Source organism: Dictyobacter aurantiacus (assembly GCF_003967515.1).
GTDB lineage: Bacteria > Chloroflexota > Ktedonobacteria > Ktedonobacterales > Ktedonobacteraceae > Dictyobacter > Dictyobacter aurantiacus.
On the sequence record NZ_BIFQ01000002.1, the window covers coordinates 2,225,181 to 2,251,831 of the forward strand.

General features: G+C 53.7%; 20 protein-coding genes. 11 read left to right on the forward strand and 9 right to left on the reverse strand.

Features of this window, described 5'->3' with window-relative positions:
• The first annotated feature begins 21 nt into the window (after positions 1–21).
• The 3 genes from KTT_RS33780 to KTT_RS33790 are packed head-to-tail and all read left to right on the forward strand — an operon-like array spanning position 22 to position 4,046.
• Positions 22–1,431 (forward strand): FAD binding domain-containing protein, encoded by a 1,410-nt coding sequence (locus KTT_RS33780; protein ID WP_160146332.1) that lies wholly within the window; start codon positions 22–24, stop codon positions 1,429–1,431.
• Positions 1,428–3,599 (forward strand): xanthine dehydrogenase family protein molybdopterin-binding subunit, encoded by a 2,172-nt coding sequence (locus KTT_RS33785; protein WP_126602337.1) that lies wholly within the window; start codon positions 1,428–1,430, stop codon positions 3,597–3,599. The genes KTT_RS33780 and KTT_RS33785 overlap by 4 nt, the downstream gene beginning before the upstream one ends.
• Positions 3,600–3,629: 30 nt before the next feature.
• Positions 3,630–4,046: a DUF3830 family protein gene (locus KTT_RS33790; RefSeq protein WP_126602339.1), complete on the forward strand. Its 417-nt coding sequence runs from the start codon at positions 3,630–3,632 to the stop codon at positions 4,044–4,046.
• 47 nt (positions 4,047–4,093) lie between these two features.
• Here KTT_RS33790 and KTT_RS33795 read toward each other — a convergent pair whose 3' ends face one another.
• From KTT_RS33795 to KTT_RS33815, 5 genes are all read right to left on the reverse strand, one after another.
• Positions 4,094–4,849 (reverse strand): DeoR/GlpR family DNA-binding transcription regulator, encoded by a 756-nt coding sequence (locus KTT_RS33795; RefSeq protein WP_126602341.1) that lies wholly within the window; start codon positions 4,847–4,849, stop codon positions 4,094–4,096.
• A 206-nt stretch (positions 4,850–5,055) separates the two neighbouring features.
• Positions 5,056–7,935, reverse strand: a complete 2,880-nt coding sequence (gene fxsT / locus KTT_RS33800; RefSeq protein ID WP_126602344.1) for an FxSxx-COOH system tetratricopeptide repeat protein — start codon at positions 7,933–7,935, stop codon at positions 5,056–5,058.
• A 104-nt stretch (positions 7,936–8,039) separates the two neighbouring features.
• The gene (ggt, locus tag KTT_RS33805; RefSeq protein WP_126602346.1) at positions 8,040–9,665 is read right to left on the reverse strand and encodes a gamma-glutamyltransferase; all 1,626 of its coding nucleotides are present in this window, start codon (positions 9,663–9,665) and stop codon (positions 8,040–8,042) included.
• A 324-nt stretch (positions 9,666–9,989) separates the two neighbouring features.
• A complete protein-coding gene (locus KTT_RS33810) occupies positions 9,990–11,756 on the reverse strand; it encodes an ATP-binding cassette domain-containing protein (protein ID WP_126602349.1) in 1,767 nt (588 codons plus the stop codon).
• Positions 11,757–11,775: 19 nt separating this feature from the next.
• Entirely contained in the window at positions 11,776–13,557 is a 1,782-nt protein-coding gene (locus tag KTT_RS33815; RefSeq protein WP_126602351.1) for an ABC transporter ATP-binding protein, read from the reverse strand.
• A 396-nt stretch (positions 13,558–13,953) separates the two neighbouring features.
• Here KTT_RS33815 and KTT_RS33820 point away from each other — a divergent pair, with 396 nt between their 5' ends.
• The 7 genes from KTT_RS33820 (at position 13,954) to KTT_RS33850 (ending at position 21,461) form a co-directional block, all read left to right on the forward strand.
• On the forward strand, positions 13,954–15,096 hold the full coding sequence (locus KTT_RS33820) for a PDZ domain-containing protein (protein ID WP_126602353.1): 1,143 nt from the start codon (positions 13,954–13,956) through the stop codon (positions 15,094–15,096).
• A gap of 170 nt (positions 15,097–15,266) precedes the next feature.
• On the forward strand, positions 15,267–16,157 hold the full coding sequence (locus tag KTT_RS33825; protein ID WP_126602356.1) for an RDD family protein: 891 nt from the start codon (positions 15,267–15,269) through the stop codon (positions 16,155–16,157).
• Between the two features lie 618 nt (positions 16,158–16,775).
• The gene (locus KTT_RS33830) at positions 16,776–17,327 is read left to right on the forward strand and encodes a TetR/AcrR family transcriptional regulator (protein ID WP_126602358.1); all 552 of its coding nucleotides are present in this window, start codon (positions 16,776–16,778) and stop codon (positions 17,325–17,327) included.
• A gap of 114 nt (positions 17,328–17,441) precedes the next feature.
• On the forward strand, positions 17,442–18,746 hold the full coding sequence (gene gabT, locus KTT_RS33835; protein WP_126602360.1) for a 4-aminobutyrate--2-oxoglutarate transaminase: 1,305 nt from the start codon (positions 17,442–17,444) through the stop codon (positions 18,744–18,746).
• Positions 18,747–18,910: 164 nt separating this feature from the next.
• Positions 18,911–19,462, forward strand: coding sequence for a DUF6036 family nucleotidyltransferase (locus tag KTT_RS33840; RefSeq protein ID WP_126602362.1), 552 nt, complete (start codon positions 18,911–18,913; stop codon positions 19,460–19,462).
• A 128-nt stretch (positions 19,463–19,590) separates the two neighbouring features.
• Entirely contained in the window at positions 19,591–20,040 is a 450-nt protein-coding gene (locus KTT_RS33845; RefSeq protein WP_126602364.1) for a hypothetical protein, read from the forward strand.
• A 143-nt stretch (positions 20,041–20,183) separates the two neighbouring features.
• Positions 20,184–21,461: a hypothetical protein gene (locus KTT_RS33850; RefSeq protein WP_126602365.1), complete on the forward strand. Its 1,278-nt coding sequence runs from the start codon at positions 20,184–20,186 to the stop codon at positions 21,459–21,461.
• 78 nt (positions 21,462–21,539) lie between these two features.
• On the opposite strand, the gene KTT_RS33855 is transcribed toward KTT_RS33850, so the two are convergent.
• The 4 genes from KTT_RS33855 to KTT_RS33870 all read right to left on the reverse strand — a co-directional run bounded on the left by KTT_RS33855 (position 21,540) and on the right by KTT_RS33870 (position 25,515).
• Positions 21,540–22,346, reverse strand: coding sequence for an NAD(P)-dependent oxidoreductase (locus KTT_RS33855; RefSeq protein WP_126602366.1), 807 nt, complete (start codon positions 22,344–22,346; stop codon positions 21,540–21,542).
• A 60-nt stretch (positions 22,347–22,406) separates the two neighbouring features.
• Positions 22,407–22,796 (reverse strand): MerR family transcriptional regulator, encoded by a 390-nt coding sequence (locus KTT_RS33860; RefSeq protein WP_126602369.1) that lies wholly within the window; start codon positions 22,794–22,796, stop codon positions 22,407–22,409.
• A 114-nt stretch (positions 22,797–22,910) separates the two neighbouring features.
• Positions 22,911–23,729, reverse strand: coding sequence for an alpha/beta hydrolase family protein (locus KTT_RS33865; RefSeq protein ID WP_126602372.1), 819 nt, complete (start codon positions 23,727–23,729; stop codon positions 22,911–22,913).
• 304 nt (positions 23,730–24,033) lie between these two features.
• Positions 24,034–25,515: a glucoamylase family protein gene (locus KTT_RS33870; protein ID WP_235845946.1), complete on the reverse strand. Its 1,482-nt coding sequence runs from the start codon at positions 25,513–25,515 to the stop codon at positions 24,034–24,036.
• A 429-nt stretch (positions 25,516–25,944) separates the two neighbouring features.
• Between KTT_RS33870 and KTT_RS33875 the strand changes: the two genes are divergently transcribed.
• Positions 25,945–26,535, forward strand: a complete 591-nt coding sequence (locus KTT_RS33875) for an HNH endonuclease (protein WP_235845947.1) — start codon at positions 25,945–25,947, stop codon at positions 26,533–26,535.
• The last annotated feature ends 116 nt before the right edge of the window (positions 26,536–26,651 follow it).

The following is a 26,651-nucleotide window of genomic DNA, read 5'->3' on the forward strand; positions in this document are numbered from 1 at the left end:
ACAGTAGAAAGTTGAATGCCTATGTGGCAGACCTATTTGCAACCTGTACAATTAGAAGATGCCCTGGATCTTATATGGGAGCATAGGGATCGAGCCCGTATTATCGCGGGGGGGACCGATGTGCTGGTTGAACTGCAGCGTGGAGTAAAGCCAACTACGACATTAATCGATGTCAGTAAGTTGCGTGAGCTTAAATATGTGCGTGAGGAGCATGATGAGATCGTGCTGGGGGCGTTGGCTACCCACAACGACGTCATCATGTCTGAGCTGTGCCGCCGCTACGCGCTCCCCCTGGCGCAGGCATGCTGGGAAGTGGGAGCGCCGCCTATTCGCACGCGCGCAACGATTGCTGGTAACCTGGTGACAGCCTCGCCCGCCAATGACACCATCGCGCCCCTGCTCGCTCTGAATGCGCGGGTCATCTTAACCAATCCATATGGCGAACGTAGTGTACCGCTAGAACAGTTTTATACGGGTGTGCGTCGCACGATCCTTCAGCCGGGTGAGATGCTGCGTGAGATCCGTTTCCCTCGCATGTCCGAGCAGCAGCGTGGCCTGTTTATCAAATTAGGTCTGCGTCGGGCGCAGGCTATCTCGGTCATCAATCTGGCTCTGCTCCTGACGCTGGGGGACGAGGAGCGGGTTGATGAGGCCCAGATCACCCTGGGTTGTCTGGCGCCCACCATCATTCATGCTCGCACCAGTGAAGCATTTCTGGCCGGAAAACAGCTGACGCCGGAGCTATGCCGGGAAGCGGCGCGGCTGGCCGCGCACGATGCCAGTCCGATAGATGATGTACGCTCCTCAGCGACGTATCGTCTGCGAACGCTTTCAACCCTGTTGGAGGATGGCCTGCGGCGCCTGGCCACTCCACAGGAACCCGCATCCTGGATGCGGTCCCCTGTATCACTGGAAACACCATGGAATAATGAGGGTCGTGTCGCGCCCCTGGTGGAGCGGATCGAAACCACTGTGAATGGACAGGCGCATCAATGGAGTGGAGCACATCAAAAGACTCTGTTGAATGTCTTGCGTGAAGATGCCGGTTTAACTGGCACTAAGGAAGGGTGCGCCGAGGGCGAGTGTGGCGCCTGCACCGTCTGGCTGAATGGGCAGGCGGTGATGTCCTGCCTGGTACCGGCGGCACAGGCCCATGGCGCCGAGGTGACCACCATTGAAGGGTTATCGTCCGATGAAGCGCATCTTCACCCTTTACAGCAGGCCTTTATCGATCACGCGGCCGTTCAATGCGGCTACTGTATTCCTGGTATGTTAATGTCTGGTGCCAGGCTGCTGGCTGAATATCCGCAGCCTTCAATGGAGCAGATCCGCGCGGCATTGAGCGGAAATATCTGTCGCTGTACCGGCTATCGCAAGATCTGGGAGGCGGTGCAGAGTGTGGGAGAGCAGCAAGGAGGGACACTTGTATGACTGAATTGATCGGTGCATCCATCGCGCGCCCCGACGCGCTGGGGAAAGTAACAGGTGCTGCTCGCTATCCCGCCGACCTCGTTCGGCCTGGGATGCTGCATGCACAGGTTGTCTTTGCCCATCGTCCCCATGCCCGCATTCTCTCCATTGATACCGCCGAAGCCCAGGCATCCCCCGGCGTTATTGCTGTTCTGACCGCTCAGGATGTGCCCTACAATGCCTTTGGCCTGATCGAGGCCGACCAGCCGGTTCTCTGCCAGGATGTGGTGCGCTTCGAAGGAGATAAGGTCGCGCTGGTGGTGGCCGAGTCCAGAGAGGCGGCTATCACGGCGTCAAAGCTGGTGGCCGTTGAATATGAGGAAATGCCGGCGGTGACGGACCCACAATGGGCCCTGGCGCCCGATGCTCCCCTGGTTCATGAGACCCGTGGCACCAATCAGCTCTTCCATTTCCCACTGCGCAAAGGAGATGTGCCCCGAGCTCTGGTGGAGGCTGATGCAGTCGTTGAGGGAACATTTACCACCACCTGGCAGGAGCACGCCTTTTTGCAGCCAGAGGCTGGTATCGCCTATATCGATGATCAGGGGCGCCTGGTGTTAGAGACCGCCGGACAATGGATGCACGAGGATCGGCGCCAGATCGCGCAGATGCTTCAGCTGCCAGAAGAACAGGTGGTGATGCGCTACGCGACCATCGGGGGCGCCTTTGGTGGACGAGAGGACCTCTCGATGCAGCATGTGCTGGCGCTGTCGGCCTGGAAAGTACGTCGTCCGGTGGCCCTGGTGTGGACCCGCGAGGAATCGATGATCGGGCACCACAAGCGCCATCCCGTCACCATCTCCTGTCGCTGGGGCGGCAAACGCGATGGCACGATCACGGCGGTTGAAGCCACGATCATCGCCGATGGCGGCGCATATGCCTCCACCAGCATCGAAGTCGTCAAAGATATTGCGCTGTTTGCCTGCGGCTGCTATGAGATCGAGCATATCTCCGTGGATGGCTACGCGGTCTATACCAACAACATTCCCTCCGGCGCCTTCCGTGGCTTTGGCGCGCCACAGGCCCAGTTCGCCAGTGAGCTGATGCTAGCCAGGCTGGCTGAAGCCCTGCACCTGGATCCCGCCGAGGTACGGTTGCGCAATATCTACCGCGAGGGAAGCATCGAGCCTACGCAGCGACCCCTGCCAGCTGGCGTCAGCGCACTGCCTGTGCTGGAACGCTGTCTGTCCGAAGCCAGGAGCCGCTGGGGATATGGAGAGCCTGTAGCCAGCAATGAGGGATATTTGAAGCAGGGGATCGGTATCGCCTGTGGCATCAAGAACGTGGGCTATTCCTTTGGATTTCCCGAGCAGGCCACCGCGACGGTTGAGGTGTCTGGTCAGGCGGAACTGGAGCGCGCCGAGGTGCGCGTCGGCGCGGCCGATGTCGGTCAAGGCTCACACCTGATACTGCGCCAGATCGCCGCTGAAACCCTGCAATTGCCACTTGATAAAGTGACTATGATCTGCACCGATAGCAGCGAGTCCCCCAACGCCGGGAGCGCCTCGGCCTCTCGCATGACCTTTATGGGAGGGCGTGCCGTCAAGGATGCCGCGCAGGAAGCCCGCAACAGGTGGAGCTACACTGACGACTATCAGGCTCAGGCGACCGTGCAGTACCGCGCTCCCCACACCACGGCTGTTGATCCAGTGACCTACAGCGGTGTTCCCAACTACTGCTATGGTTATACGGCCCAGGCCGTTAAAGTCGAGGTAAATACGCTGACCGGACAGGTGCAGGTGCTGGGCATTATCAGCGTACACGATGTGGGGAAAGCCATTAACATGCAGCAGGTCACCGGTCAGATTGAGGGCTGCCTGGCACAGGCGCTGGGCTACGCGCTGATCGAGAACTTCCAGATGAAGCAGGGGCGCGTGCTTACTCCTTACTTCAGCACCTACCTGCTGCCTACTGTGCTGGACATGCCGACCGAAATCGTCCCTATCGTGCTAGAACTGGCTGATCCTCATGGACCCTATGGAGCGCGTGGCGTGGCTGAAATGCCCCTGATCCCATTCGCGCCCGCAGTCGCGGACGCTATCCACCAGGCCACCGGCGCCTGGCTCGATCAACTCCCTATGACGCCTGAGCGCGTCCTGAATGCCTTAAATACCAGGACGGCTGAATGATATGCCGTATAGAGTAGGAGCGGTCATAAGATGCAGAGATTAAAGATTATTGCTGGCCCCTTTGAGTTTGTGGCGCGCATGGAAGATGAGATGGCGCCCAAGACCTGTGCCGCCTTTAGCCGGTTGTTGCCATTTCGCAATAAGATCATCCAGGCCCGCTGGAGTGGTGAGTCCGCCTGGATTCCGTTGGGGGACCTGGATGTTGGACTGGGTTTTGAGAACCACACCAGCCATCCAGGCGCGGGTCAGATCCTCTTATATCCTGGAGGTTATAGCGAGACCGAGATCCTCTTCCCCTATGGCAGCACCTGTTTTGCCAGCAAGATGGGACAACTGGCGGGTAACCACTTTCTCACCATTATCGAAGGCTCAGAGCAACTACACGATCTCGGACGATTGGTGCTCTGGGAGGGCGCTCAGGATATTCTTTTCACGCGGGCTGAATAACCAGAAGCCTCAAAGCTGGCTTCAGATTATTCTCGATAATTGACATATCAATCTGCTCGGATAACCTGGATGCCCAGTTGCCGGTATGGTGCAAGGCTTTTATCGTCGGTGGAAGTGTCGGTGACGAGATAGGTGAGGGCGGTGATGGAGGCGACGATGTAGGGGGCGGCCGTACCAAGCTTGCTGGCTTCGCTGACGGCCACGATTTCTGCCGCCTGCTCGATCATGGTGCGCTTGGTATAGACCTCTTCCATATCTGGCATGCTGATGCCGATCTCGGGATGCAGGCTGCAGATGCCGAGGAAGCAGAGGTCGGCACGGATCTGTTTGAGGGCCTCGATAACCGGGACGCCGATCATGGCCTGGGCGTCTTTCTTTAATTTCCCGCCCAGTACCTGGACCTCAATATGGGGATGCAGGGCCAGCGTGGCGGCGACCGGAATGCTGTTGGTGATAACGGTAGCCTGCCGGTTGGGGGGAATCTGGTTGGCAATTTCGTGCACGGTGGTGCCGCTATCCATAATGATGACCTGCCCATCATGAATCAGGTCAGCGGCGGCCCTGGCAATTGTAACCTTGGCACCAGTGCTGGTCTGTAGACGTTCTTCGTACGAAGAAGAGAGCGCACGAGGGAGCGCGCCGCCGTGCACGCGTTGCAGGATGCCGGCCTCCGCCAGTTCATTGAGATCGCGGCGAATCGTGTCCTCAGATACCTTTAGCTGCATGACCAGGTCGGTGCCCAGAATCTTGCCTTCGCGGTGTAAACGATCCACGATATAGCGCTGGCGCTCTTCTTTTAACATTTTCTTCTTCTCCATGCCGCTGGAATCCGCAGGCTATTCCCGGTTTCTGCTGGATTCTGCGGGTAATTCAGGGTTACCCTGGCCATTTTATGGGTGTTTATCATCCTTGTCAAGCTACGCGGGCTGTGATCGAATTATCAGATTAACAGGCATGATTGTGCTCCCCACGTATGATACCTGTCCTCATGATATCCTTTTACGCGGTGCTACCAGCCGATACGTCTGACCTGATGATGGGGGGAGGGTGAGGTTTTGAGGCTGTGATAACTTTCATCGATGACAAGCTTAAATGGATGGTTGGCGTTCAGGTGGGTACAAATCTCAAAGGCACGCTGGAATAAGTGCTCTGTCTCCTGGTAGCGTCCCATGGCATGATACAGCAGGGCCAGGTAGTTCAGGTCCATAGCAACATGTGGATGGTCAGGCCCCAGGCATTGTTCATCGACGGCCAACGCCCTGCGATAGAGCTGTTCTGCTTGCTGATACTTCTGCTGATCATGATACAACTGGGCCAGGCTGATCAATCTTCTGGCCGTGATGGGATGTTTGGACCCAAGGACCTGTTCGCACGCGGAGAGCGCTCGCTTAAACAGGGGCTCGGCAAGCTCGTCTTGGTCTTGCTGATGATAGAGGCCGGCGAGATTGCTGAGGCAGAGGGTGGTATCAGGATGATTGGGACTGATCGCCTCTCGGATTGCCAGGGCTCGCGTAGCTAACCGCTCAGCCTGTTCGTATTGAGCCTGGTCGCCATAGAGCTCTGCCAGGTAATTCAGGTTGATCGCGATTAATGGGTTGCCCGGCTCTAGTTTTGTTTCAAGAATGTTCAATGCTCGCAAGTAGAGCTCTTCCGCCTGCGCGTATGCTTTCTGGTTATGATAGACACGGGCCAGATAATTCAGGCTCTGGGCAATATCAAGGTCATCAGACTCCAGGACATGTTCTCGGATAGTTAACGCTCTCCGGGCGCACTCGATGGCTAGTGCATACTCTCCATGGTAGCGGTAAAGGCTGGACAAATGGTTAAGAATGATAGCGTTGCCTGTATGATCAGTGCCAAATGCCCGTTCGTTGATGCTGAGTGCTCGCTGGTACAGCGGCCTGGCCTGTGTATATTTGCCTCGGTCACTATACAGGCGTGCCAGGTTGAGCAGGCTGGTGGTGATGTTACGCATATTGCGTTGTCTGGTCTGTTCGCTAATCTCCAAAGCCTTCTGGTAGAGCGGCTCGGCCTGCGTATATTTGGCCTGTTTATGGTAAAGCCGGGCCAGGTTATTGATGCTACTGATGGTGCTGCGGTGGCGAGGACCCAGGATCTTTTCTCTCATTGCCAGCGCCTTTTGGAGATAGGTCTCTGCTTCCGCATAGGTAGCCTGTTCAGCTAGAAACCGGCCTGTCCAGTTGAGCAGGGTGGCCGCCTCGGTGGACTCCATCTGCCAGCGATCAATCAGGTGAATGCATCTTTTCGCATGGGGTAGTAGAGCGAAGCAGCGTGGCCAGTTGCCGTAGTGGATGCGAGGGATGAGTCGATTGAATGCGCGCACGATGCGTACGGCCCATGTACGTTGCGTTTCCGTTTCCATTGCCATCAGGAGAACCGCCTGCACCAATCGGTGGATGGTCAAGGTTTGATTGAGGTTACGTTGGATGAGTGAATAACGGAGCAGTTCGGCCAGCGCATCGTTGAGCGCGATAGTGTCCTGACCAAGCTGCTCTAAATCCGGTCCTAGATGCCGGGCGCCTTTGCTAAGGATGGCCAGTGGAATGGCATCGGGATCGAGAAAGGCGCATAAGCGAAGGATCTCCAGCGCCTTTGGATTTTTATGTTGCACTTTGTCGATAGATAGCGACCAGGTGGTGGTCACAGGCGCGGGATGATCGAGCACATTCTGGCCGCGGCGCCTGAGCAGCTCGCTTAATCGCGTTTGGTAGAGTGTCAGATATTCGCGAAGTGTGCATCTGGTTTCTTCGATGTATGCCCCCGCCTGGTCAAGCGCCAGGGGCAAGCCACCTGTTTGCTTAACAATCTCAAGTGCCAGCTGGCGCTGCGCAGGAGCTATGCTGTCAAGCGATTGATTTACATCGAGCAAGGTGGCACGCCTGAGCAAGAAGAGCGCTCCTTCGTTGCCTGCCATCTGTTCGATTTCTACCCGGCGGGCAATCGTGCCCAGGATCTGGGTGCGCGTGGTCAGCAGAATGTGTCCCCTGGTTGCGGTCGGAAGTATATCACGCACCAGTGCGAGATCATCCGCGTTATCCAGCACCAGTAGCCAGCCTGCATGTTCCTGGAGCCAGCGCTTGAATGCCTGCCGCAGGAGGGGCTGATTGGATTCCTGGCGCTCGGGCAGCTTCAGTTGCTGGGCGATTTCATCGATGCTAGCCAGCAATGTTTCGCGCGAATCCGCCTGTGCCCATAAAATGGTTTGATATTCGTCCTGATAGCGGTAGGCATACTCGATGGCGATCTGTGTTTTGCCGATGCCGCCCAATCCACTGATTGCCTGTGCCCTTATGGTCTGAAACGAGGTATGAAGACGATCCAACACTTCATCGCGACCGGTAAAAAAGAAATTGCGCTCGTATGGAATAAGGATGAGGATCTGAGTGTCTGGTGTCACGAGAGGTCGTTGATTGAGCTCTTCAATGATCTTGCGTAGCTCGGTGACGACATCGAAGAAAGCGGTGTCGCGATCTTGCCATCTGGTGATGGGGAGTCCGTTGCTCGGCAGGCATTTGATTTTCTCGAATGGGCTGCCCTGCCAGTCGCAGGGACGCAGAATGATTGGTACAACTCGCGCCTCGCGCTTTTTATGCCGCTCAATCGCCCGCGCCATCTCAACACTGGAGCAGTGATCCGAGGCCAGAAAGTCGGCGCTGATCAGCAAAAAGATGATGTCGGCCGCTTCTAGATGCTGCATAACGGCCTTTTCCCGTTCCTCGCCTGCGTGTATGTCGTGCTGCTGCCAGTTCGTGATCAGTCCCTGTCGCTTCAAAGTGGCGAGATGATTTTCCAGGTCTCGCAGCAACTCTTTATCTCTCTCTGCATAAGAAATAAAGATGTTCAAGGGCCGGGCAGCGCTGGCAGCCATAATCTTTCTCCACTAGAATATTATTGTGTAAAGTGCAGTATATCCCTTTTGCTCCTCCGGCGCAAAAAGAGGGGATAAAAAGTACTTTATTCGTTATTGTTGATCTACCAGCCGGCGGCGATCCCCTCGGCGCGTGGATCTGAGCCTCCCTGCATGACCCCGGTTGTAGGATCAAACATGATGCCCTGAGCATAGCCCATGGTCGCCATCCACAGGTCTCCGATCTGGATGGTATGCCCCATCTGGCGCAGTGTTTCCAGTGTTGCCACCGGGAAGCGATCCTCAACCAGCAGGGCTTCTTCGACGCCACCATAGGGCGAGCCATGTATCCAGCGCGGCATCTCGATGGCTTGCTGCATATTTAAACCGAAGCGGGCGCTGGCGGTATAGACCTGCAGGTGGGTCTGCGCCTGTCCATCACCTCCCATGGTACCAAACACCATGGCGGGCCTGTTATCTTTGAGGGCCAGCGATGGGATCAAGGTATGTAAGGTGCGTTTGCGGGGAGCCAGTGCATTGGCGGCCATTGGATCAAGTGAGAAATAAGCGCCGCGATTCTGCAGTACGATACCCAGATCATCAACTACCAGGCCGCTGCCAAAGCCCATGTAGTTGCTCTGGATCAGCGAGACGATATTCCCTTCGCGGTCGGCCGTGCAGAGATAGATAGTATCGCCTGTGAAACTGCCGGCTGCCGTGAAGGTCTGAGCACGCTGTAGATCGACCAGGGGGCGGCGCTGGTCAAGATAGGCAGGGCTTACCAATTGGGCGGGATCAACGCGCATGTGCGTGGGATCGGTCAGGTACGCGGCCCGATCGGTAAAGGCGATCTTTTTTGCCTCGACGGCCGGATGAACCGTTTCAGGGGCCAGCGGATTGTTGCCCAGGGGCAATTGATCGAGTATGCCTAACATCTGGAGCGCGGTGACGCCCTGGGTGTTGGGTGGCATTTCATATATACGTAAGCCCGCGAATGGGACGCTGAGCGGCGTAACCCAGTCTGCCTGGTGGGCGGCCAGATCTTCACGTGTAATCAGTCCCCCTTCACGCTCGAAGAACTCTGCCATCGCGGCGGCAATCGATCCATTATAGAAGCTGGTCGGCCCTTCTTTCACGATCGTTTTGTACGTCTGAGCCAGCGTGGGGACGCGCATGATGCTGCCAACCTCTGGCACCGTACCATCAGGCAGAAAATGCCGATGCCAGGAGGCGTGTACATCGTCCCGCTTGCTCATCGTGGTCAAGGCGTTATGCAATCCCGGCCCAATGGCGAACCCCTCTTCGGCGTAAGATATGGCCGCTTCCAGCGATCTTGCCAGCCCGAGCCGACCGAAGCGCTGCGAGGCGGCATCCCAGCCACTGACACAGCCCGGCACGGTCACGGTGTGGACACCGAAGGTCGGCATCGTCTTGTGCCCCAACTCCTGATACCGTTCGATACTGGCTGCCTGCGCCGAGCGGCCACTGCCGTTTAAGCCATACACATTGCCGCTGGAGGCTTCATAAATCATCATAAATATATCGCCCCCCAGTCCGCACACAAACGGATAAACGACCTGCAGCATTGCGTTGGCCGCGATGGCTGCATCTATCGCGTTGCCTCCCGACTTCAGTATATCCAGGCCCGCCTCGGCAGCCAGGTAATGTGGCGCAGCCACCACCCCTCGACGTGCAAGCGTAACCGGGCGATGCTGGGGAAATGATTGTAGCGTTGCAGAATTATTCATCATGATCCTCCTTTTTTCTGCTTAGCGATGGAGCAACAGGTATCCATACGGTAGGAGCAAGTAAACATGGCATTGTTTGTAATTGCTTGATAAAAGTATAGCATTGTTTTGTACGCCATATATAGTCTTTATTGTTGCTTGTTGCTTTTTTTACCTCAAGGTTATTATTAGCGCACATACGACCCATGATATGTCTGTTTCCTCATATACAATGGCTTGAGACGCTGGTTTGAGCGGATGCTGCATTACATGTGTACGTATACGTATACGTACACATGTAATGCAGCATCCGCTGTGTGGGTGGTTTGTTGACATTTCGCCAGGTGTTTATTGCTCGAAATCACCGTGCCAGATATGCCTGAACTCTTCGCTGGTGGTGAGGAGCTCCGCTAGTGTGCCTATGGCTTCAATCTGACCAGCTTTGAGAACGATAATGTTGTTCGCCTGCTGCAACACTGCCTTGCGGTGCGAGATGACCAGGCAGGTGTTTTGATGCTGTGCCAGCAAGCGTTGCCAGAGCTGGTGCTCGGTTTCTACATCGAGGGCGCTGGAGATGTCGTCGAAGACGAGCAATTCACAGTTTCTGACCAGCATCCTGACGGCCGCTGTGCGCTGCGCCTGTCCCCCTGAGAGCTTGACGCCACGCGTGCCGATGATGCTCTGCAGCCCTTGTTCCAACCGGATGACATCAGGCTCGAGTACCGCGAGGCGCAGAGCCTGTGAGATATCTACCTGGTCGGGCGAAAGACCGAGCAGGATATTTTCTTCCAGTGTATCGCTAAAAAGATGTGGCAACTGGGGCGTGTAGGCGCTATGTGGTGGCACAAAGAAATTGGCCGGATTGAGGACGCGCTGGTCGTTCCAGCTGATCTCGCCGTCGTCCATCGGCAGCAGCCCCAGCAGCGTTTGCACCAGTGTTGTCTTGCCGACTGCGATGCGCCCCGTAATCACGGTAAGGGTGCCGCGTCGCAGCTGAAAACTGATATTAGCGATGCCGCGTCCGGTATCGGGATAGTGATAGGTGAGATTGTTGACGGTGAGCAACTCTAGCCTGTCTTTTTCTGTCTTAACCGTTACCTGCAGCTCGGGTACAGGTTGTTTGAGATAGAGTGGATCGCTATTGAGCAGTATCTCCTCATCGGCGCCTTGCAGGAGCGATACCAGCCGTTGGTGCGACACCCTGGCCTGGGTATACTGGGTGAGCAAGGAGGCGGTGGAGACGATAAAGGTGGTAATGGTTCCCAGATATGAGATGAAGATGGCGATATCACCGGGATTGAGGTGACGATAGAGCGCCGCCAGCACCAGAATGAGTCCGGTGCCGATGCCGACCGTGTTGCCAAAGACCGACTGCAGGACGCTGAAGAAAACAGTATCTTTCAGTATCTGTCGCTGGCGTACGCGGCTGAGCCGGCTGAAGTAGGCGACCGCCGAGTCTTCCGTGCCGGCCACCTGAATGGCCTGGACGGCGCTAAAGATTTCGCCGATGGCTCCTGTCAGCAGTCCCGTGGCCTCTCGGCTGGCGGCGCGCAACTGATGCTGCCTCTGTCGCATGATCTGAGCGATGCCCACCACCAGCAAGAGCGGCAGAAAGACGCAGAGGGTAATCAGAACGTCGATATGCAGCAAGATAATGGCCGCCGGTAGCATAAAGAAGACCAGTCCCACCATGTTGGCGATCTGCCCAAACAGTCCGTCGATGGCATCGACGTCATCCCGGAAGTAGTTGATGGCCTCGCCCGCGGACCCCGGAATGGCCCGCGCACCGGGCCTCTGGAGGAGGTAGCGCAATAAATTTCTCTGTAGCAATGCACTGGTATTGAAGATGCAGGTCATGGTTGCCGGGAGGGAAGCGGCCTGTATGGTGGCCCTGAGCAGAGCCGCTAATGCCAGCGCACCAAGCAGCAACCATGGTAGCAGGCTGGCGTGATTGGCACTATGGGCCAGCGTATTGAGCGCATTAAAAAAGGCCTGCAGAATCAATCCGAATAACAGCCGTCCTATGACATAGAAGCTGATGTCGCCGCACAGAGAGCCGATATAGGACCAGGAGCGATAGCGGATCAATCGGCCGATAAACTGGTATGTTTTCATATCGTTTGTGCTGTCCTTCCTAGTCTCTATCGGTCGCCAGCTCCGGCTGATTGGCGATGGAGGTGTCGGATTCCCGGGCTGTCTGCAGTAAGTGTGAAAAGTGTGAGTCGGGATCTTTCTCCAGTTCTGTTCGTGTTCCCCATTCACGAATGCGCCCGTTTTCCAGCAGCAAGATGTCATCAACCCTTTGGATGGTTTTCAGGCGATGTGCGATTACCAGCGCGGTACGTCCGGCCAGCAGTTTATGGATAGCCTGCTCAATCCGCTGCTCGGTAGCCGGGTCCAATCTGGATGAGGCTTCATCCAGAACGATGATGCCTGGATTGTTTAGGAAGATGCGCGCGAAGGCGAGCAACTGAGCCTCGCCCGCCGATAATCCTTCTCCGGCTGCCCCTATGATGGTATCCAGCCCATCTGGAAGGGTTGACAGCCAGCCGGACATCTCAACTTCAGCCAGGGCCTGCTTGATCTGTTCGTCTGAAATTGTGCTCTTGAAGAGAGTCAGGTTGTCGCGCACGCTGGCATGGAAGATCTGCACCTCCTGCGTGACCATCCCGATGTGACGGCGCAGCGAGCGCAATTGCAGGGTTGGCAGGGGATGATCACCCATGCGGATTTCACCGGACTGGGGATCATAGAGGCGAAAGAGCAGGCGGGACAGCGTGCTCTTGCCACCGCCCGTGCGCCCAACGATGCCCAGCACACGCCTAGCCGCGAGGTGGAATGAGATCTCCCGCAATACTGGCTCATCCGCGACATAGCCGAACGTGACGTTGTCAAAAGTAATGTCGAGTGCTCCATCGGGAGGTAGTTCTTGCTCTCCATCAATCAGGGCCGAGCGCGTTTCGCGCAGCCCTTCGATGCGCCTGATGCATGCCTCGGCCTGCTGCAGGTCCTGGAGTTGCTGCTGAATCTGTTGAATCGGCTGTGAGAGTTGATCGGTGTAGGAAAAGATCAGATAGACGGTCCCGATAGTGATTGCTCGCTGCATCCATAGGGCTGTCCCGATAGAGAGGGAGAGGACGCTGCCCAGCACAAAGAGGAACAGGGTGATGATACCCATGGTGGCTTCCGCCGCCATCGAGCGACGAAAAATGGGCGACCATGTGCGCAGCAGCAGATAGAAGCGATGCAGTACGTAACCGGTGGCCCCATTGGCACGAATATCCTCGGTTCCATTTAGCCTTTCACTGAGAAAACCATACAAGGCGGTGGTGATCTGCCGACTCTCTCTCCAGAGAGGAACCGCACGCCGGCGCAGATACATGAGAATGAGTAGCGCGATGCCAGAGAAGGCAACCATCGCCAGTCCTTCCCAGGCATTGATGGTGAAGAAGAGGACGAGAATGGCGAGTAGCAGCAGCATGCTGGTGAGCAGGTTAATCACGAACTGTGAAAAGAAATTGGTCAGGGCATTGACGTCTCCATCGATGCGCTCGATCATCTCTCCTGCCGTACGGGATGTATGATAGGCCAGGTCCAGCGAGAGACAATGGGCGACCAAGTCGGTGCGTAGCTGGTTGGTGGCTGTCCATGCCACATTGGTGTTGAGATAGGTGCTGGCAATGGAGATACCTTGCCGGGCCAGGGCCACAGCGATAAACAGGAGACCGGCGGCGATCAATGAATTGTTTGCGCCATGGTAGATCGCGGTATCGATAAAATAGCGCAATATCTGTGGATTAAGCAACTGCAGACCAATGCTGATCAATAGTGAGAGGGTTAAGAATAAAACGCTTTTCCATTGTGGCTTGAGGTACATGCTTAAGAGCAACAGGTAGCGCTTGCCAAAGACGTGCATCGACTCCTCCTGATGAAGGTGATATGCGACAACATTCAACAAAAGCGCACGTAAAGTGCCGGGCTATTGTAACTGCAAATAATTTCTTAAACAATGTCCAAATGAACGATGCGCGGGGATTGACAATTGTATTATAATAATGACAGGAAAGAGGCTGTTTAAACCCCTATTATGACAGATTTTACATTATTTGTGCAATCCCCTTCAACTATGTGATACCTCTGCGTGTTATCTTCCGTGTAATAGAATGTCTGTGCTAATCGAGGGACTCACCTGTTAACAATTGTGTACTTTGCCCTCCAGGTATTTGTTGTTGTGCTACTAAATTGTGTATTATGGCAAGATAAAGTGTTCATAGCATGTTTTATGAGGCATTGTTGTGCAAAGGAGCCATAAATGACTGTACAACAGCATGGATGTATCTCGCTTTACCTGTCACACGATCGGCCTTTCGTGGAACTTGAGGTCCGCACCGATTGTGGCTACATACGTAAAGCGCGTTTTCTGGTTGACACTGCCGGGGGGGCGCTCATCCTCACCGAAGCCCTGGCTCGGGATTTAGAGCTGGTTTTTGAGGATGAGGCCGTATCATGTCTGGGAAAGCATATTTTTCGTCGTGTGCGTCCACCGCGTTTGCTGGTTGGACCGTGCGAGCTTGAACTGGCGCAGATATCTGCGTTAATGGCGGTAGGAACGTCTTCCCTTTTTCCTGGTGAAGATCTGAATGGTATTCTGCCAGGCTTTTTGCTGTCGCGTTACTGCGTGCTTCTGGATTATACAATGGGCACCTTTTCACTTTCGCCTGGCAGCGCCATGGCTACGCGCGGCGAGCCGGTGCCTATCTCGTTCCATCCCAATAGTTATTTTCCATGCGTTGAAGCCACCATTGGCGGTGAGCAGTATAGCTTGCTGCTGGATACAGGAGCCTCGTGTACCATGCTATCTGATGGCGTGATGGGCAAATGGGTGCGGCAGTTTCCCGCCTGGCCCCGGGCCAGTTGCGCGGTGGGAGCCGCCAACATGGGTGTACCTGGAGAAGAGCACGCCACGATGATGCGGGTCCCACTCATGACTCTGGGTTCGGTATTACTCAAAAATATCACCGTCGTCTCTCACCCTGGTAGCACATGTGAGGAGGCTCACTTGAAGCATATGAGCGCCCCTATGATGGGAGCCCTGGCTGGCAACGTGCTCAGACAATTCAGGATCGAGATCGATTATATGCATGCGATGTCCTACTGGGAATGGAACGATGATGCATATCCATATGATATGGATATGGTGGGATTGACGCTGGCCCTCAATGCCGATAGCTCCTATCGTATCGCCGCAATCTCGGATGGAAACTATGCCTGCGTACGCCGATCAGTACGGGTGGGGGATCGTCTGTTGCAGGTTAACGGCCTGAAAATGACGGGCCTGCCGTTGTCGATGGCGGTGGATGCACTGCGCGGGAGTCCGGGACAGCGTCATACCCTGCTACTTGAACGCGAGGGCGAACTGCGCAGTGTCTCCGTAGCGACGGGGCGCATTGTTTGAGCTGGCATGGCCTTCTTATTATGCCGATAGCTCAGGCCGACCACCGGAATATCTGGTGGTGCCATGTTGGGGTCCAATGGCTAAAATGCTTGCCTGTTTTAGTATAATAAGGAGGCAGCAATGTGATTGGCAGACATCTATTTAAGAATTTCTCATAGAAGAGAGCACTCATGCAAATTGACGGTGTGGTTGGCACAAAATCCGGTCCCCCAGCAATAAGGATACGTGTATTTTTTGCGCGCGTTGGCGCGGCTATCATTGACTTCATCATTCTTAGCAGTCTTCAAATCTGGAGCAGTGCAATATTTGGCGTCGTAGATCCCGCTTCAGGCAACAATTATTCGTTTGATGGAGATGGTTTTAGCCTGGCCTTTGGGGGCATCCCTTTCATTCACCCCGTCTGGCTATATTTGATCGCTTTTGTCTATTTCTTTGTGCAGGAAACTTTATTCGGCACCACTATCGGCAAATTGTTGTTCGGGCTGCATGTTACCGGTATGCGAGGGGAACGCCTGACCTGGTTGGCATCTTTGTGGCGTAATCTGCTACGCTTTCTTGACATGCTGCCTTTGTGTTATATTATTGGCCTTTTCTCCTGCTGTCTCTCCCATGGCTTCCAACGCGTCGGAGATCGCGTGGCTCACACCCTTGTTCTGCCGATCAAAGCTACCCCGACCGCTTCGTATCCCATCGAGACGATGCTGAAGCGCTATGTGGCCCTCTGTATCGTTGTTCTGGCCCTGGCAGGCTTTGGCCTCAATTATATGTATTACTATCGGCCCTCACTGGACATACAAGGCTGGGTAAATATCAATAATTCGTATCAGTTCCAATCTTCAAATACAGTTCCGCCCTGTGGAAAAGTGAGCGCGCAGGCGAGTGATATCGTCGTAAATCGTCACATTCGCTTACTACAGACAAAAGCCTCCACGTGGAATGACGGTACGGTGACGTATCCGATCGTATATGCGGATAAGGTTACCTGTACCGCGCATATCACCCTCAACTGGCATGGTTTTTTGCATGGCTGGTCCGTTTCTACCGTGCGCATCGATGACTAAAGCTATCATTTCTTTTTCTCTTGTGGCGCCGCTGCAGCGGCGCCACAAGAGAAAAAACAGGAGCAAGGGACTCTCAGGGGTGATCCGCCCCTGAGAGTCCCTTGCTCCTGTTTTTTCGGATTTTTGCAAAATCTAAAACTCTGATACCAGACATTGTGCTGAATCGTCTCAAAATATGAGTCCAGATCCTTTATCTCTGGACGATAGATGTGGTTGTAGTGCGATGGTTAGCACATATGAGGTCAAGGGAATGAAACAGCAGTTTTCGGGCTTCTGGCATTTGTGCAGGGATACCATTGTCATACCTATCGCGAAATCGGCTTTGTACTATTTTTGTTTTTTTCTCTTTGTTGGGTTCACCGTCTTCTTTTTTTTACTGATCTGGGGATCCGCCGTTACAGGCCTGGTGTCGGTTCTTTCGCACATTCATTCTGTCCCCTGATGCAGGTTCCTGGTAGTGCCGGAACGTATCGCGTTAACCTGCTCTGGCACTACCAGGTGTGATTTTTTTTGTTATCTCAACGTGTATACTTTTGTATATACGTTGTTTTTTTCTCAACGTCAGTGAACATGTAAGTTTGAATTGGGACGTCGTAGTTCCAGAGGAGATATAGATCTATGGCCATGGATCGAGAGACTATCCAGGATATTGCGATAAAAACGCTTATTTCCAATAATGCTGCTTCGATGCATGATATTGCTATGGCTGCCGGCATTGGTCGTACTACGCTGCATCGCTATTATGCAAGCAGGGAAGAACTATTGCGTTCCCTGATTGCCAGTTGTTTTGATGAAATTGAGCAGATTGTAGCGATCAGCCATATGGGGCAGGTTCCAGCCTTAGAATCGCTGGAAAACCTCGTGTTGGCGCTGGTTCCCATTGGACATCGCTTCCATTTTTTGATCGGGGCCTGGCCCTTTGACAATAGCGATGAAGATTTCAAAGCCAGGGAGGTCCGTTTATTAGGACAGTTTGAAGCCCTGGTTCAGCGTGGACAGGGTGAAGGCGCGTTTCGTAACGACCTGCCTACGCGCTGGATTATTGATACGATTACCGCCATGCTGTTTATGGCCTGGGAAAGTATCTCTGAAGGGTATACGGCGCCGCGCGATGCCTCTCGATTCGTGTTGTCAACGCTACGGCAAGGCATCGGAGGCAGGCCGTCGTGAGGGTCTTCTTTGTCATACTGAATGTTATTGCATAAAAATGCTTCTTTGTTTATATTTGCTAATAAACAAGTCTGGTCAAATAGCTAGAATATATACGAAGGTGGGGAAAACGGTATGCTCAGCAATCAATCGCGTACAGCAGCGTTGCAAGATCTTCGACAGCAACATGTTCCTCGAGGCGTGTCCAACGCGCATCCAATTTTTGCGGCGCGGGCGCAGGGGGCACGCCTCTGGGATATCGATGGGAAAGAGTATGTGGACTTTGTGGGCGGTATCGGAGTTCTCAATATAGGTCATAATCATCCACGGGTCATGCAAGCGGTGCAGGATCAACTGGCGAACTTTACCCATACCTGCTTTCAGGTTGTGATGTATGAGCCATATATACGCCTGGCCGAACGCCTGAACGCGCTGGCGCCGGGTGCCGATCCCAAGAAGACGATCTTTCTGACGACAGGTGCTGAGGCTGTTGAGAACGCGATTAAGATTGCTCGCGCCTCAACGCAGCGGCCAGCCGTCATCTCTTTTACCCACAGCTTCCATGGTCGCACCCTGCTCGGCATGAGCCTGACGGGCAAGGCTTCCGCTTACAAGCAGCGCTTTGGACCTTTTGCCCCCGAAGTGTATCACGCGCCTTATCCTTACGAATATCGGGGATGGAGCAGTGAACGGTCCCTGGAGGCCTTGCAAGAACTTTTCCAGACCGGTGTAACGGCGGACCAGGTAGCGGCCGTGATTATCGAGCCTGAGTTGGGTGAAGGAGGTTTCGTGGTAGCCCCGGCCGATTTTTTGCGTGAGCTGCGGCGCATTACAACTGAGCATGGTATTTTGTTGATCGCGGATGAAATTCAATCCGGCTTTGGGCGTACCGGCAAGTTCTTTGCCATTGAGCATAGCGGTGTGATTCCCGATATGATCACGGTCGCCAAGAGTCTGGCAGGTGGGTTCCCCCTCTCTGGTGTTATTGGCAGGGCTGAGGTGATGGATGCGCCAGCTGGAGGTGGATTGGGAGGTACCTATGCCGGCAATCCGATCGCTTGCGCGGCTGGCCCGGCCGTGCTCGATGTTTTTGAGCAGGAGCAGATTTTATCTCGTTCTGTCGCGTTGGGAGCCTGCTTCCGCGAACGCTTCCTGACGCTCCAGCAAGAGGTGCCGTCCATTGGTGATGTGCGTGGCCTGGGCATGATGATCGCGCTCGAATTGGTGCGCCATCCTGAGACTAAAGAGCCCGCTCCCGAACTGGTAGACTGCATTATCGCAGAGGCTCGCGCGCAAGGAATTCTGCTGCTGAAGGCTGGCCTATATGGCAACGTTCTGCGCATCCTCGTGCCACTGGTAATTGAGGAAGAACTTGTTGACCGGGTGTTAGATACGCTCTGTGCTATCATCCGCGCTACGTCAGACCGCCAGCCATCCTGATCAATAACTGTCAGCTACCTTTATACTGTGAGATTGGCTCTCTTTGGGTCAATCTCACATTTATTGTATATGGAATCATATCCATGGTTATCGCTAAGCAGGCATGAAGTGTGGTAAAGTAATAATGATATTTTAAGGCTGGTTATGTTGGAGAAAGTGGATCTATGCAGCGGCAAGAAATAGAGAAATATTTGCAGGAATTAGGTGATGAGTTGGAGCGGCGCGGCTTTCAGTCGCCGGTGCGCGTGATGATCGTGGGTGGGGTAGCAATGTTACTGCTGGCTGCCAACCGTGAGTCCACCGAAGATGTAGATGTGGTTCTGATGGATATCGAAGGTGATAGCTCAACGAATCCAACTCCTGAAACCAAGGCGTTTAAGTCGGCTGTGAATGCTGTTGCGAAAAAGCATCAGATGAAGCGGACCTGGATCAATGACGATGTGGCCTATTTTATTCGCGATATGGCGCCCAATCCGGGAGCTACGTTATGGCATGAATATAAAAAACTGCATGTATACTTGCCTTCGAAGGAATATATCCTGGCTCTCAAATTGATGGTCTATCGCCCGAAAGATATGCTTGACATTGAGGCCCTACTCAAGCAGTTGCAGATAACGACACGGGAACAGGCGCAGGAAATTGTCGATCGCTTTATACCTGATACCGCCTGGCAGGATCACTATCAATTTCAGGATACTCTGGACGAATTATTTTAACCGCGTGGAATCTGCTGGAGACCGCGTATACGCGCTTCGATGATCGATATTCGTATGTGCGCCCACTGCAAATTTTTTGTTTCGCATGTTACAATACCTGTAGACGATCAACAGAAACAAGGTGGCCAATGAAGACATGTACTGAACTGCAGACAATCTCAGTTTCTTATCAAGAGATCTGTGAGGGGGCCGAACCATGGCTTCCCCTGGGTAATTTCATGAACGACTTTTTCGGAAATTATCCAGATCGCAAATTAGAATTATTGCAAGATCCCATCCAGGAGCCAGCGGAGCCAACGGAAGACGAGCATCGCTGGGCTGTCTTTTGTGCTGCCTCCGTTGAATATCTGTGCCAGAAATATGAGCTTCCTGTACCCGCCTGGGTAGGGGAACTGGCATATGCCCCATTGCCTGAGCCCTGGTACCATTCAAAGATGGCTTTTAAACCAGCCGTCCAGGAGCGGTTGAAGCGCGAGACGCCCTCGGCTTTCAGCAGATACAACATCTATTGCGGTGGCAGGGTCTTCGCCAACAAATATGAGCTGGCCGCGGAACTGCGCCAGCGCCAATCCGCTTAATTCCCGCGGCGAGCGATTGCATGGATAGTAACGCGCACGCTATGATCCGCTCGGATGCGACAGGTAGCCAGACAGGCGCCGTTCCTTTGACAACTCGAAGGGAACGCGTTGCTTCACCCTCTCTCCGTTCATGGCGTGCCCTTGTGCTTATTATTCTGGTCTGCGCCGGTTTTACGCTACTGACCTTTTGCGTTCATTTTGTGCATGCGCGCTTTCCTATTGGGCACCATCCGCATGAAGCGGCACCCGCTATCAGTTTCTCTATTGCACCAGAGGTGTACTCGGGTCAACATTTTATCTACCTTGCCAATGGCTGGCTGCAAGGGCATCTTTATGTAAATGCGCCGCCTCCTCACGATGCGGGTGATTATACATTCTGGCATGGACACTGGTATGTGGCGTTTCCGCCGTTGCCGGCGGTCTTTTTTCTACCACTGGTCGCGATCTTTCACTACAGCCATCAATTCGCCATGTCGGTAGGTGTTGAATTTACATTCGGCATCGCCAATATCGTACTCGCATTTCTGGTATTACGTCGGCTGGTCGAGCAGGGGGTTGTGAAGCTTTCTTTCTCCAGTGTAGCCTGGCTGCTGGCGTTTTTTGTGTTTGGCACCGAGTTGTTGTACGTTTCTATGCAGGCAAGCGTCTGGTTTCTGGCCCACGTTATCGCGACCACCTTCCTCTTGCTGTATGTACTGGAACTGTTAGATAAGCGCCGTAGCTGGCTACTAGCTTGCTGGCTTGGCTTTGCCGCGCTCTCGCGGAGTACCGCGTTGCTGATCTTTCCCTGCTATCTCCTGTTGACTTTTTTGGAAGAACGTCGCCAGACCTGGCTCATGTTGAAGAAGTACGCTACCTTTGGTGTGGTGCTGGCTCTTTTTGTCGTGGGGATGCTCTTCTATAACCTGCTGCGTTTTGGTTCCTGGCTGGATTTTGGCTATCTAAGCATGAATGTAAGCCCACGCGTGGCCGATGGGCTGCATCAATACGGACAGTTTAATGTGCATTTCCTGACAACGAATTTTTACTATATGCTGATTGAGCCGCCCATGCCTATGCTTAGCCCGCCCTTTGTACTCTTTAATCCAGTTGGCACCGGCATTTTCTGGACCATGCCGGCGCTCTACAGTATGGTGCGCACCTTTGTGGTGCGTCCCCGAAGCTATCTGGCCTGGAGCCTGCTGGCTGGCGCTGTTTTACCTCTGGTAGCCCATCTGCTGTATTTCAACACGGGTTGGTTCCAGTTCGGTTATCGCTTTTTCGTCGATATCTTGCCGCTGGCCTTTGTTCTGGCAGTGATGGGCTTTCATACCAGGTTGCGCTGGTACGAGTGGGGACTTATCCTGCTCTCGATTGTGATCAATATCTGGGGATTGCTTGAATATACCTACCTGCAATTTCTGTTGCGTCGATGGATGTGAAATTTTGATTACAGGATCACAAGCAAGTATGGGCGCGACCCCAGACAGGACAGTAGGCCGCACCCATACCGGCATGGTCTAGTTTTGCAAAAGATCATGCAAGGTATTGGCAATAGGAGTTGGCTCTTCTATCCGCTGCGCTGTTTTCTTGAAGAGACCAATGTCCTTCAGCGGGATCGGGTTCTGGCCGAAAGCCTCCCCCTGCTCGGCGATTCTTTTGCCATAGCTTTTATAGATGGGAGCGTTGAATAACGAGCTGGTCAGCATGTCAATGACCGCCTTTGGATCGACCCCGTTCTTCTTCGCCATCGTGAGCGCTTCACCTACAGAGCGTCCCGCGGAAACAATCAGGAAGTTGCCAGCGATCTTGACAATATTTGCCGCGCCGGCCTCTTCACCAAAGTCGAAGATTCCCTGTGCTCCCATTGCCTCCAGGATTGGTCGGACCCTCTCTTTAGCGATTTGAGGCCCAGTAAAGGGAATCCAGAGCTGCCGAGCGACGGCTGCCTGAGGTACGCCGAAGATAGGGGCCTCGACATAGGCACAGCCGTGTTCAGCATGGATGGCCGCCAACTTCTTTGACGTTTCAGGCAGTACGGTGCTCATCGCGATATGGATGCTGCCCGGTCCAAGCCGCTCTAAAAAGCCATCGCTCATCACGACGCTTTCCAGTGCCGTGTCATCCCACACCAGCGATACCACGATCCCTCCACTCGTCACCACATCCGCCGGTCGTTCCGCCAATTGCGCACCCTGTGCGACCAGGGATTGCGCTTTATCCGCGGTGCGATTATAGACATGCAAAGCATATCCTGCCTTGAGGAGATTGGTTGCTACCGGTAGCCCCAGGTTGCCAAGTCCAATAAATCCGATTGTCTCGCTCATTTTGAATACTCCTTTTGTGTTTTAACATGACGTTAACGTCATGTTTCTGGTAAAAAAAGGTTAGGGACGTTCTCTTTCCTCTAACCAGCGCTCGAAGCGTTCGATATTGCCTTGTAGTTCGGCGCGAAATTGCTGGAGTGCACCGATCTTCTGATTCGTTTCAGAGAGATGTTTGCGCAGGATGGTGAGCACCTTCTGCTTGGGCTGTATCCCGCTCGGGTCAGTGAAATAGAGGTCGATGACGTCACGGATCTCATCCAGGCTGAGCCCCAGCTTTTTTAGCTGGTCAATTTTACGCAGACGCGCAAGTGTCTCCTCGGTGTAGTAATGCTGGCCATGGCCTTCACGCTCACCGGGAGGGAGCAGTCCAATGCTTTCATAATAGCGAACGGTGCGCGGCGTTACCCCCGCCCGTTCTGTCAGATCACCTATGCGCATGCGGTCATTCATTGCTTAACCTCTAATGTTACGTTAACGTCATGTTTGTATGATACAATCGCGATCGGATTTTGTCAAGGGCCGGGTTTGGAGGCTTTGAATCGCGGATACGATAGGCCTGTTATGTTAACCCAGCAGATGTTTGATCCCTTTTATCGTGAGCTGCCAGGCTTCTGAATTGGGATCGATCAGTATAAAGTGGTCGGCTTCGGGTAATTCCAATAGCTGAACGTTATCTCCTGTCGCACTGGCTCTGTGGGCATAGCTTCGGCTAATGCTGACTGGCACAATGTCATCAATGCTACCATGGACCAGGATCTGAGGGACGCCTGATGGCAACAGGACTGCTGGTGACGCCTCTGCATAGCGTACAGGCTGTTCTGCCGGGCTGCCCTGCAGTAATGCTTGTACTACGTTCTGGCTGAGACCAAGCTGCCATGCCTGTTCCAGATCGACGACCCCCGCCTGGCTGATGACTCCTCTTAATTTTAGCGGCGTTTCGCTGGTATGTATTGCGCTGCCGGAAGGTAACAGGTGGCGGCAGGCCAGCCAGCAGGCTAGGTGTCCTCCCGCAGAGTGGCCTACAGCAACGACGCGTTGCATATCTAACTGGTAGATGGGGGCCAGATGGTTTAGATAATCGGTTGCGGCTGCGACATCTAGAAATGTGCCTGGCCAGGCGCCACCAGGATTGCCGATGCGCCGGTATTCGATATTCCAGGCTGCCATACCCTGCGCGACCAGGTTTTGGGCCAGACCCTGCATCAAGGTTAGATCATATGCCTTGCGCCAGAAGCCGCCATGTATCAACTCTACCACCGGATGCGGTCCAGGCCCCTCCGGTACATACAGCTCGCCATACTGGAAAGGATTGCCGCCATACGCCAGCCTGTGAAAAGATGTAGCGGCAGCCTGGTGTGGGAGCCGTTCTGAAGGTGTACTCATCTCTCTTTACCTTAAAGCTAATTTTCACTATACATCTTACCATAGATCCAATGGAAGTCTCACCGGCGTATATACAGGGCTTTTTTATGTTCCTCTTTGGCGCCTGCGGCGCCGGGTTGGATGTGTGGAGTGTGTGGTGGGCGGTCGCCCACCACACACTCCACACCTGAAAGCATGTACATCGTAGTGCTTGCTCGTGATCTCTCGGCAAATATAAAAAGCCCTGGGGTATATAGATAGCCGCGCGATACACATCTGGCTGTGTATCGTGCGGCTACCAGGTTTGAAGATGCCGTATGTTTACTTACGGCAGCGAGAATCTCTCTTGAGAGAGATAAGGTTTGTCGGCGGCAATGATGGGATCATTGGCGAAGTGGCTCTGCATGCGATTGTTGAGTAGGGCGTTATCGAGGGCCGATAGGATCATGGCCTGGTCCAGCACCAGGTAGCGATGTCCGATCTGTCCGGTGACAGGATTGACGCTGTCGTAGAAGCCGTAGCGGCCATAGATACCGGGATAGCGCTGTTTTAACTGCTGAATGTTTTTGAATGCTTCCTGTGGCGTAACGGTTAACGTCAGGAATGAGGCATGGGGTGTGACCGCCGTTTCGTCGTAGGGGCAGCAGTTTTTGTTGGATGCCATGTTGCGTGCGCCGTAGGCATCATAGTTTCCGGTATCATCCGGCGTACTGGCTGGAGAGAGTCCCCAGACGGGATAGTGCAGGGTTTGCGTGGCATAAGCCTGCTGTGCCCTGGCATAGAGCTGATCGTTGAGGCCAAAGCTGTGTGGTCCCCACGAGGTTTCGGGGATGACCAGGTTATTCATCAATCCCTCGAACATGCTCCCGCCCCAGCTGGGTACGAAGTTGATGCCGTTTGTTGTGTAGTGGCCTTCGAAGACCGTAAATGGCTTGCCTGATTGCGGATCGTTATAGGTGGCATTGTAGCCTTGCGGTGTTTGCCCCTGCCAGTCAAAGCTGGCTGGCAACGTACGCCAGGTGCGCCACCAGACATCACCAGGCATGCGATGGGTACCGATGCCGATATATGCCGCGATACGCGTCTCCGCATTGAGTATGCCGTAGTGGAAATTGGCTGGTCCCTGGTCCGCGTTATAGCCGCCATACATCTGACCGGCGGTATCGCTCTGGCTCTGATCTCCATTGTCATAGAAGATGCCAAAATCCATCGCGTTGAGCAACGCCGTAGCTCTAGGAGCCAGTGCTGGGAAAACGTTTCTGACGGCGATCAGTCCGGTCGCATACCATGCACTGTCCACAGTTGAGATAAAGGCTCCCGTGGCTGGCTGTCCTTCCTGATCGGTACCACCAGGACCTGAGATGCGATGTCCATTGGTGGTGTCATACCAGCTAAAGAGGAAGCCGTGCCACTTACTGAGCTTTTCGACCTCACTAAGCAGTGCATTGGCACGTTTGAGTGCATCAATTCTGCTGACAAAGCCGAGGTCCTGGGCGTTGACGATGCTCCAGAAGGCGACACCAATATTGGTCGGCGAGGTATAAGCTCCTCTGGCCGGTGCGCCATTGAAACCGATGTTATCCATCGGCAGATGGGTAGTAGGGTCAGCGTCGGCATCAAAAAACTGCCAGGTGTGGTGAGCGATCGCGTAAAGCTGTACCTTTTGCGGAATCGTAAGCGTGTCGGATGGGGTCTTTGGAGGTTGGGTAGGCATCGGTGCCGCGAACGCTGCGGCTGGAGTGAGTACAGCGCCCAAACAAACAATGGCGCACAAAAAGCATCCAATGAGCAAACGTTTGAATTTCAAGGCAATTCTCCTCTGGCTTTGAGGCTCATCCTGTCAAATAAAGATTGAATAATTTTACATAAATCACTCAATAGAGACTGGCAGCGACAGGATTGAACTTGCTTGTTTTTATTGATTGTTTGTGCCTGGACATATAATAGAAGTATAGGTGACATAAAAATTATATTGGCGAAGTTGTGGCAAGTCAAGCTCAGCATTATTTCTGCGCAAATATTTTCATGATTGGCGAGTGAATTTTCCACTATAAAATAAATGCCGCCCCAGATGGCGAACGAGACAGATAGGCCCGATGGGGAGAAGATGCCCAAAAAAATCTAAAAATCGTCTTGATTCGTAATATATATACGTGATAAGGTTGTGTTATTATTACTGCTGACCTACAGCGGGTCAATCTGGTCTTATTGAGGTAGAAGTCATATGAAGAAAAGCATGCTATATATCGTAAGTATGATCGCGCTGGCTTTTTTACTGGCGGGTTGTACCGTCTCCGTTGGGAATGGGGGCGTATCTAGCTCCAATGGGAATAGCTCGAATGGGAGCAGTTCAAACGGTAGTAGTTCGAATGGCGGGAGTTCCGCGCAGGTGCCTGACATTGGGCATCGGAGCAAGACCTCCGGGTGCCAGGCGCAGGGAGGATTGCAGGATAAGCAGTGCACGCCCGGCGCGATTTTTTCCAATGCTACCGCCAGCCAAATTTGCAGGTCCGGATACTCTAAGTCTGTTCGTAACGTGCCTGTAAGCGTCAAGGACGAAGTTTATGCTGAATATGGCATTACCCATCATAGCGCGGGCCAATATGAGGTGGATCACCTTATCAGCCTGGAACTGGGTGGTTCCAATGACATCGCCAACCTGTGGCCTGAAGCCGCGTCTCCCACTCCCGGTTTTCATCAGAAGGATCAAGTAGAAAACTATCTACACGACCAGGTGTGTAGTGGCAAAATGGATCTACGTACCGCCCAGACCAAAATCGCGACCGATTGGCTCAGCGTTTATAAACAAATGGGTTCAAGCTATTAATGGGCGCTTTAACTATGTTTGATGAATAGTTTTTGTAAGAGCAGTGTTGGCATTCCCGCAGGCTGTCATTGCTCTTATTTTTACCCTTTGCTCCTACTGATTTCATTGTCGTTTCC

Bases quoted from the DNA above. Each gene is read 5' to 3' on its own strand.
- KTT_RS33780 (WP_160146332.1), top strand. From the start codon at position 22: ATGTGGCAGACCTATTTGCAACCTGTACAATTAGAAGATGCCCTGGAT.
- KTT_RS33785 (WP_126602337.1), top strand. From the start codon at position 1,428: ATGACTGAATTGATCGGTGCATCCATCGCGCGCCCCGACGCGCTGGGG.
- KTT_RS33790 (WP_126602339.1), top strand. From the start codon at position 3,630: ATGCAGAGATTAAAGATTATTGCTGGCCCCTTTGAGTTTGTGGCGCGC.
- KTT_RS33795 (WP_126602341.1), bottom strand. From the start codon at position 4,849: ATGTTAAAAGAAGAGCGCCAGCGCTATATCGTGGATCGTTTACACCGC.
- fxsT (WP_126602344.1), bottom strand. From the start codon at position 7,935: ATGGCTGCCAGCGCTGCCCGGCCCTTGAACATCTTTATTTCTTATGCA.
- ggt (WP_126602346.1), bottom strand. From the start codon at position 9,665: ATGATGAATAATTCTGCAACGCTACAATCATTTCCCCAGCATCGCCCG.
- KTT_RS33810 (WP_126602349.1), bottom strand. From the start codon at position 11,756: ATGAAAACATACCAGTTTATCGGCCGATTGATCCGCTATCGCTCCTGG.
- KTT_RS33815 (WP_126602351.1), bottom strand. From the start codon at position 13,557: ATGCACGTCTTTGGCAAGCGCTACCTGTTGCTCTTAAGCATGTACCTC.
- KTT_RS33820 (WP_126602353.1), top strand. From the start codon at position 13,954: ATGACTGTACAACAGCATGGATGTATCTCGCTTTACCTGTCACACGAT.
- KTT_RS33825 (WP_126602356.1), top strand. From the start codon at position 15,267: ATGCAAATTGACGGTGTGGTTGGCACAAAATCCGGTCCCCCAGCAATA.
- KTT_RS33830 (WP_126602358.1), top strand. From the start codon at position 16,776: ATGGCCATGGATCGAGAGACTATCCAGGATATTGCGATAAAAACGCTT.
- gabT (WP_126602360.1), top strand. From the start codon at position 17,442: ATGCTCAGCAATCAATCGCGTACAGCAGCGTTGCAAGATCTTCGACAG.
- KTT_RS33840 (WP_126602362.1), top strand. From the start codon at position 18,911: ATGCAGCGGCAAGAAATAGAGAAATATTTGCAGGAATTAGGTGATGAG.
- KTT_RS33845 (WP_126602364.1), top strand. From the start codon at position 19,591: ATGAAGACATGTACTGAACTGCAGACAATCTCAGTTTCTTATCAAGAG.
- KTT_RS33855 (WP_126602366.1), bottom strand. From the start codon at position 22,346: ATGAGCGAGACAATCGGATTTATTGGACTTGGCAACCTGGGGCTACCG.
- KTT_RS33860 (WP_126602369.1), bottom strand. From the start codon at position 22,796: ATGAATGACCGCATGCGCATAGGTGATCTGACAGAACGGGCGGGGGTA.
- KTT_RS33865 (WP_126602372.1), bottom strand. From the start codon at position 23,729: ATGAGTACACCTTCAGAACGGCTCCCACACCAGGCTGCCGCTACATCT.
- KTT_RS33875 (WP_235845947.1), top strand. From the start codon at position 25,945: ATGCTATATATCGTAAGTATGATCGCGCTGGCTTTTTTACTGGCGGGT.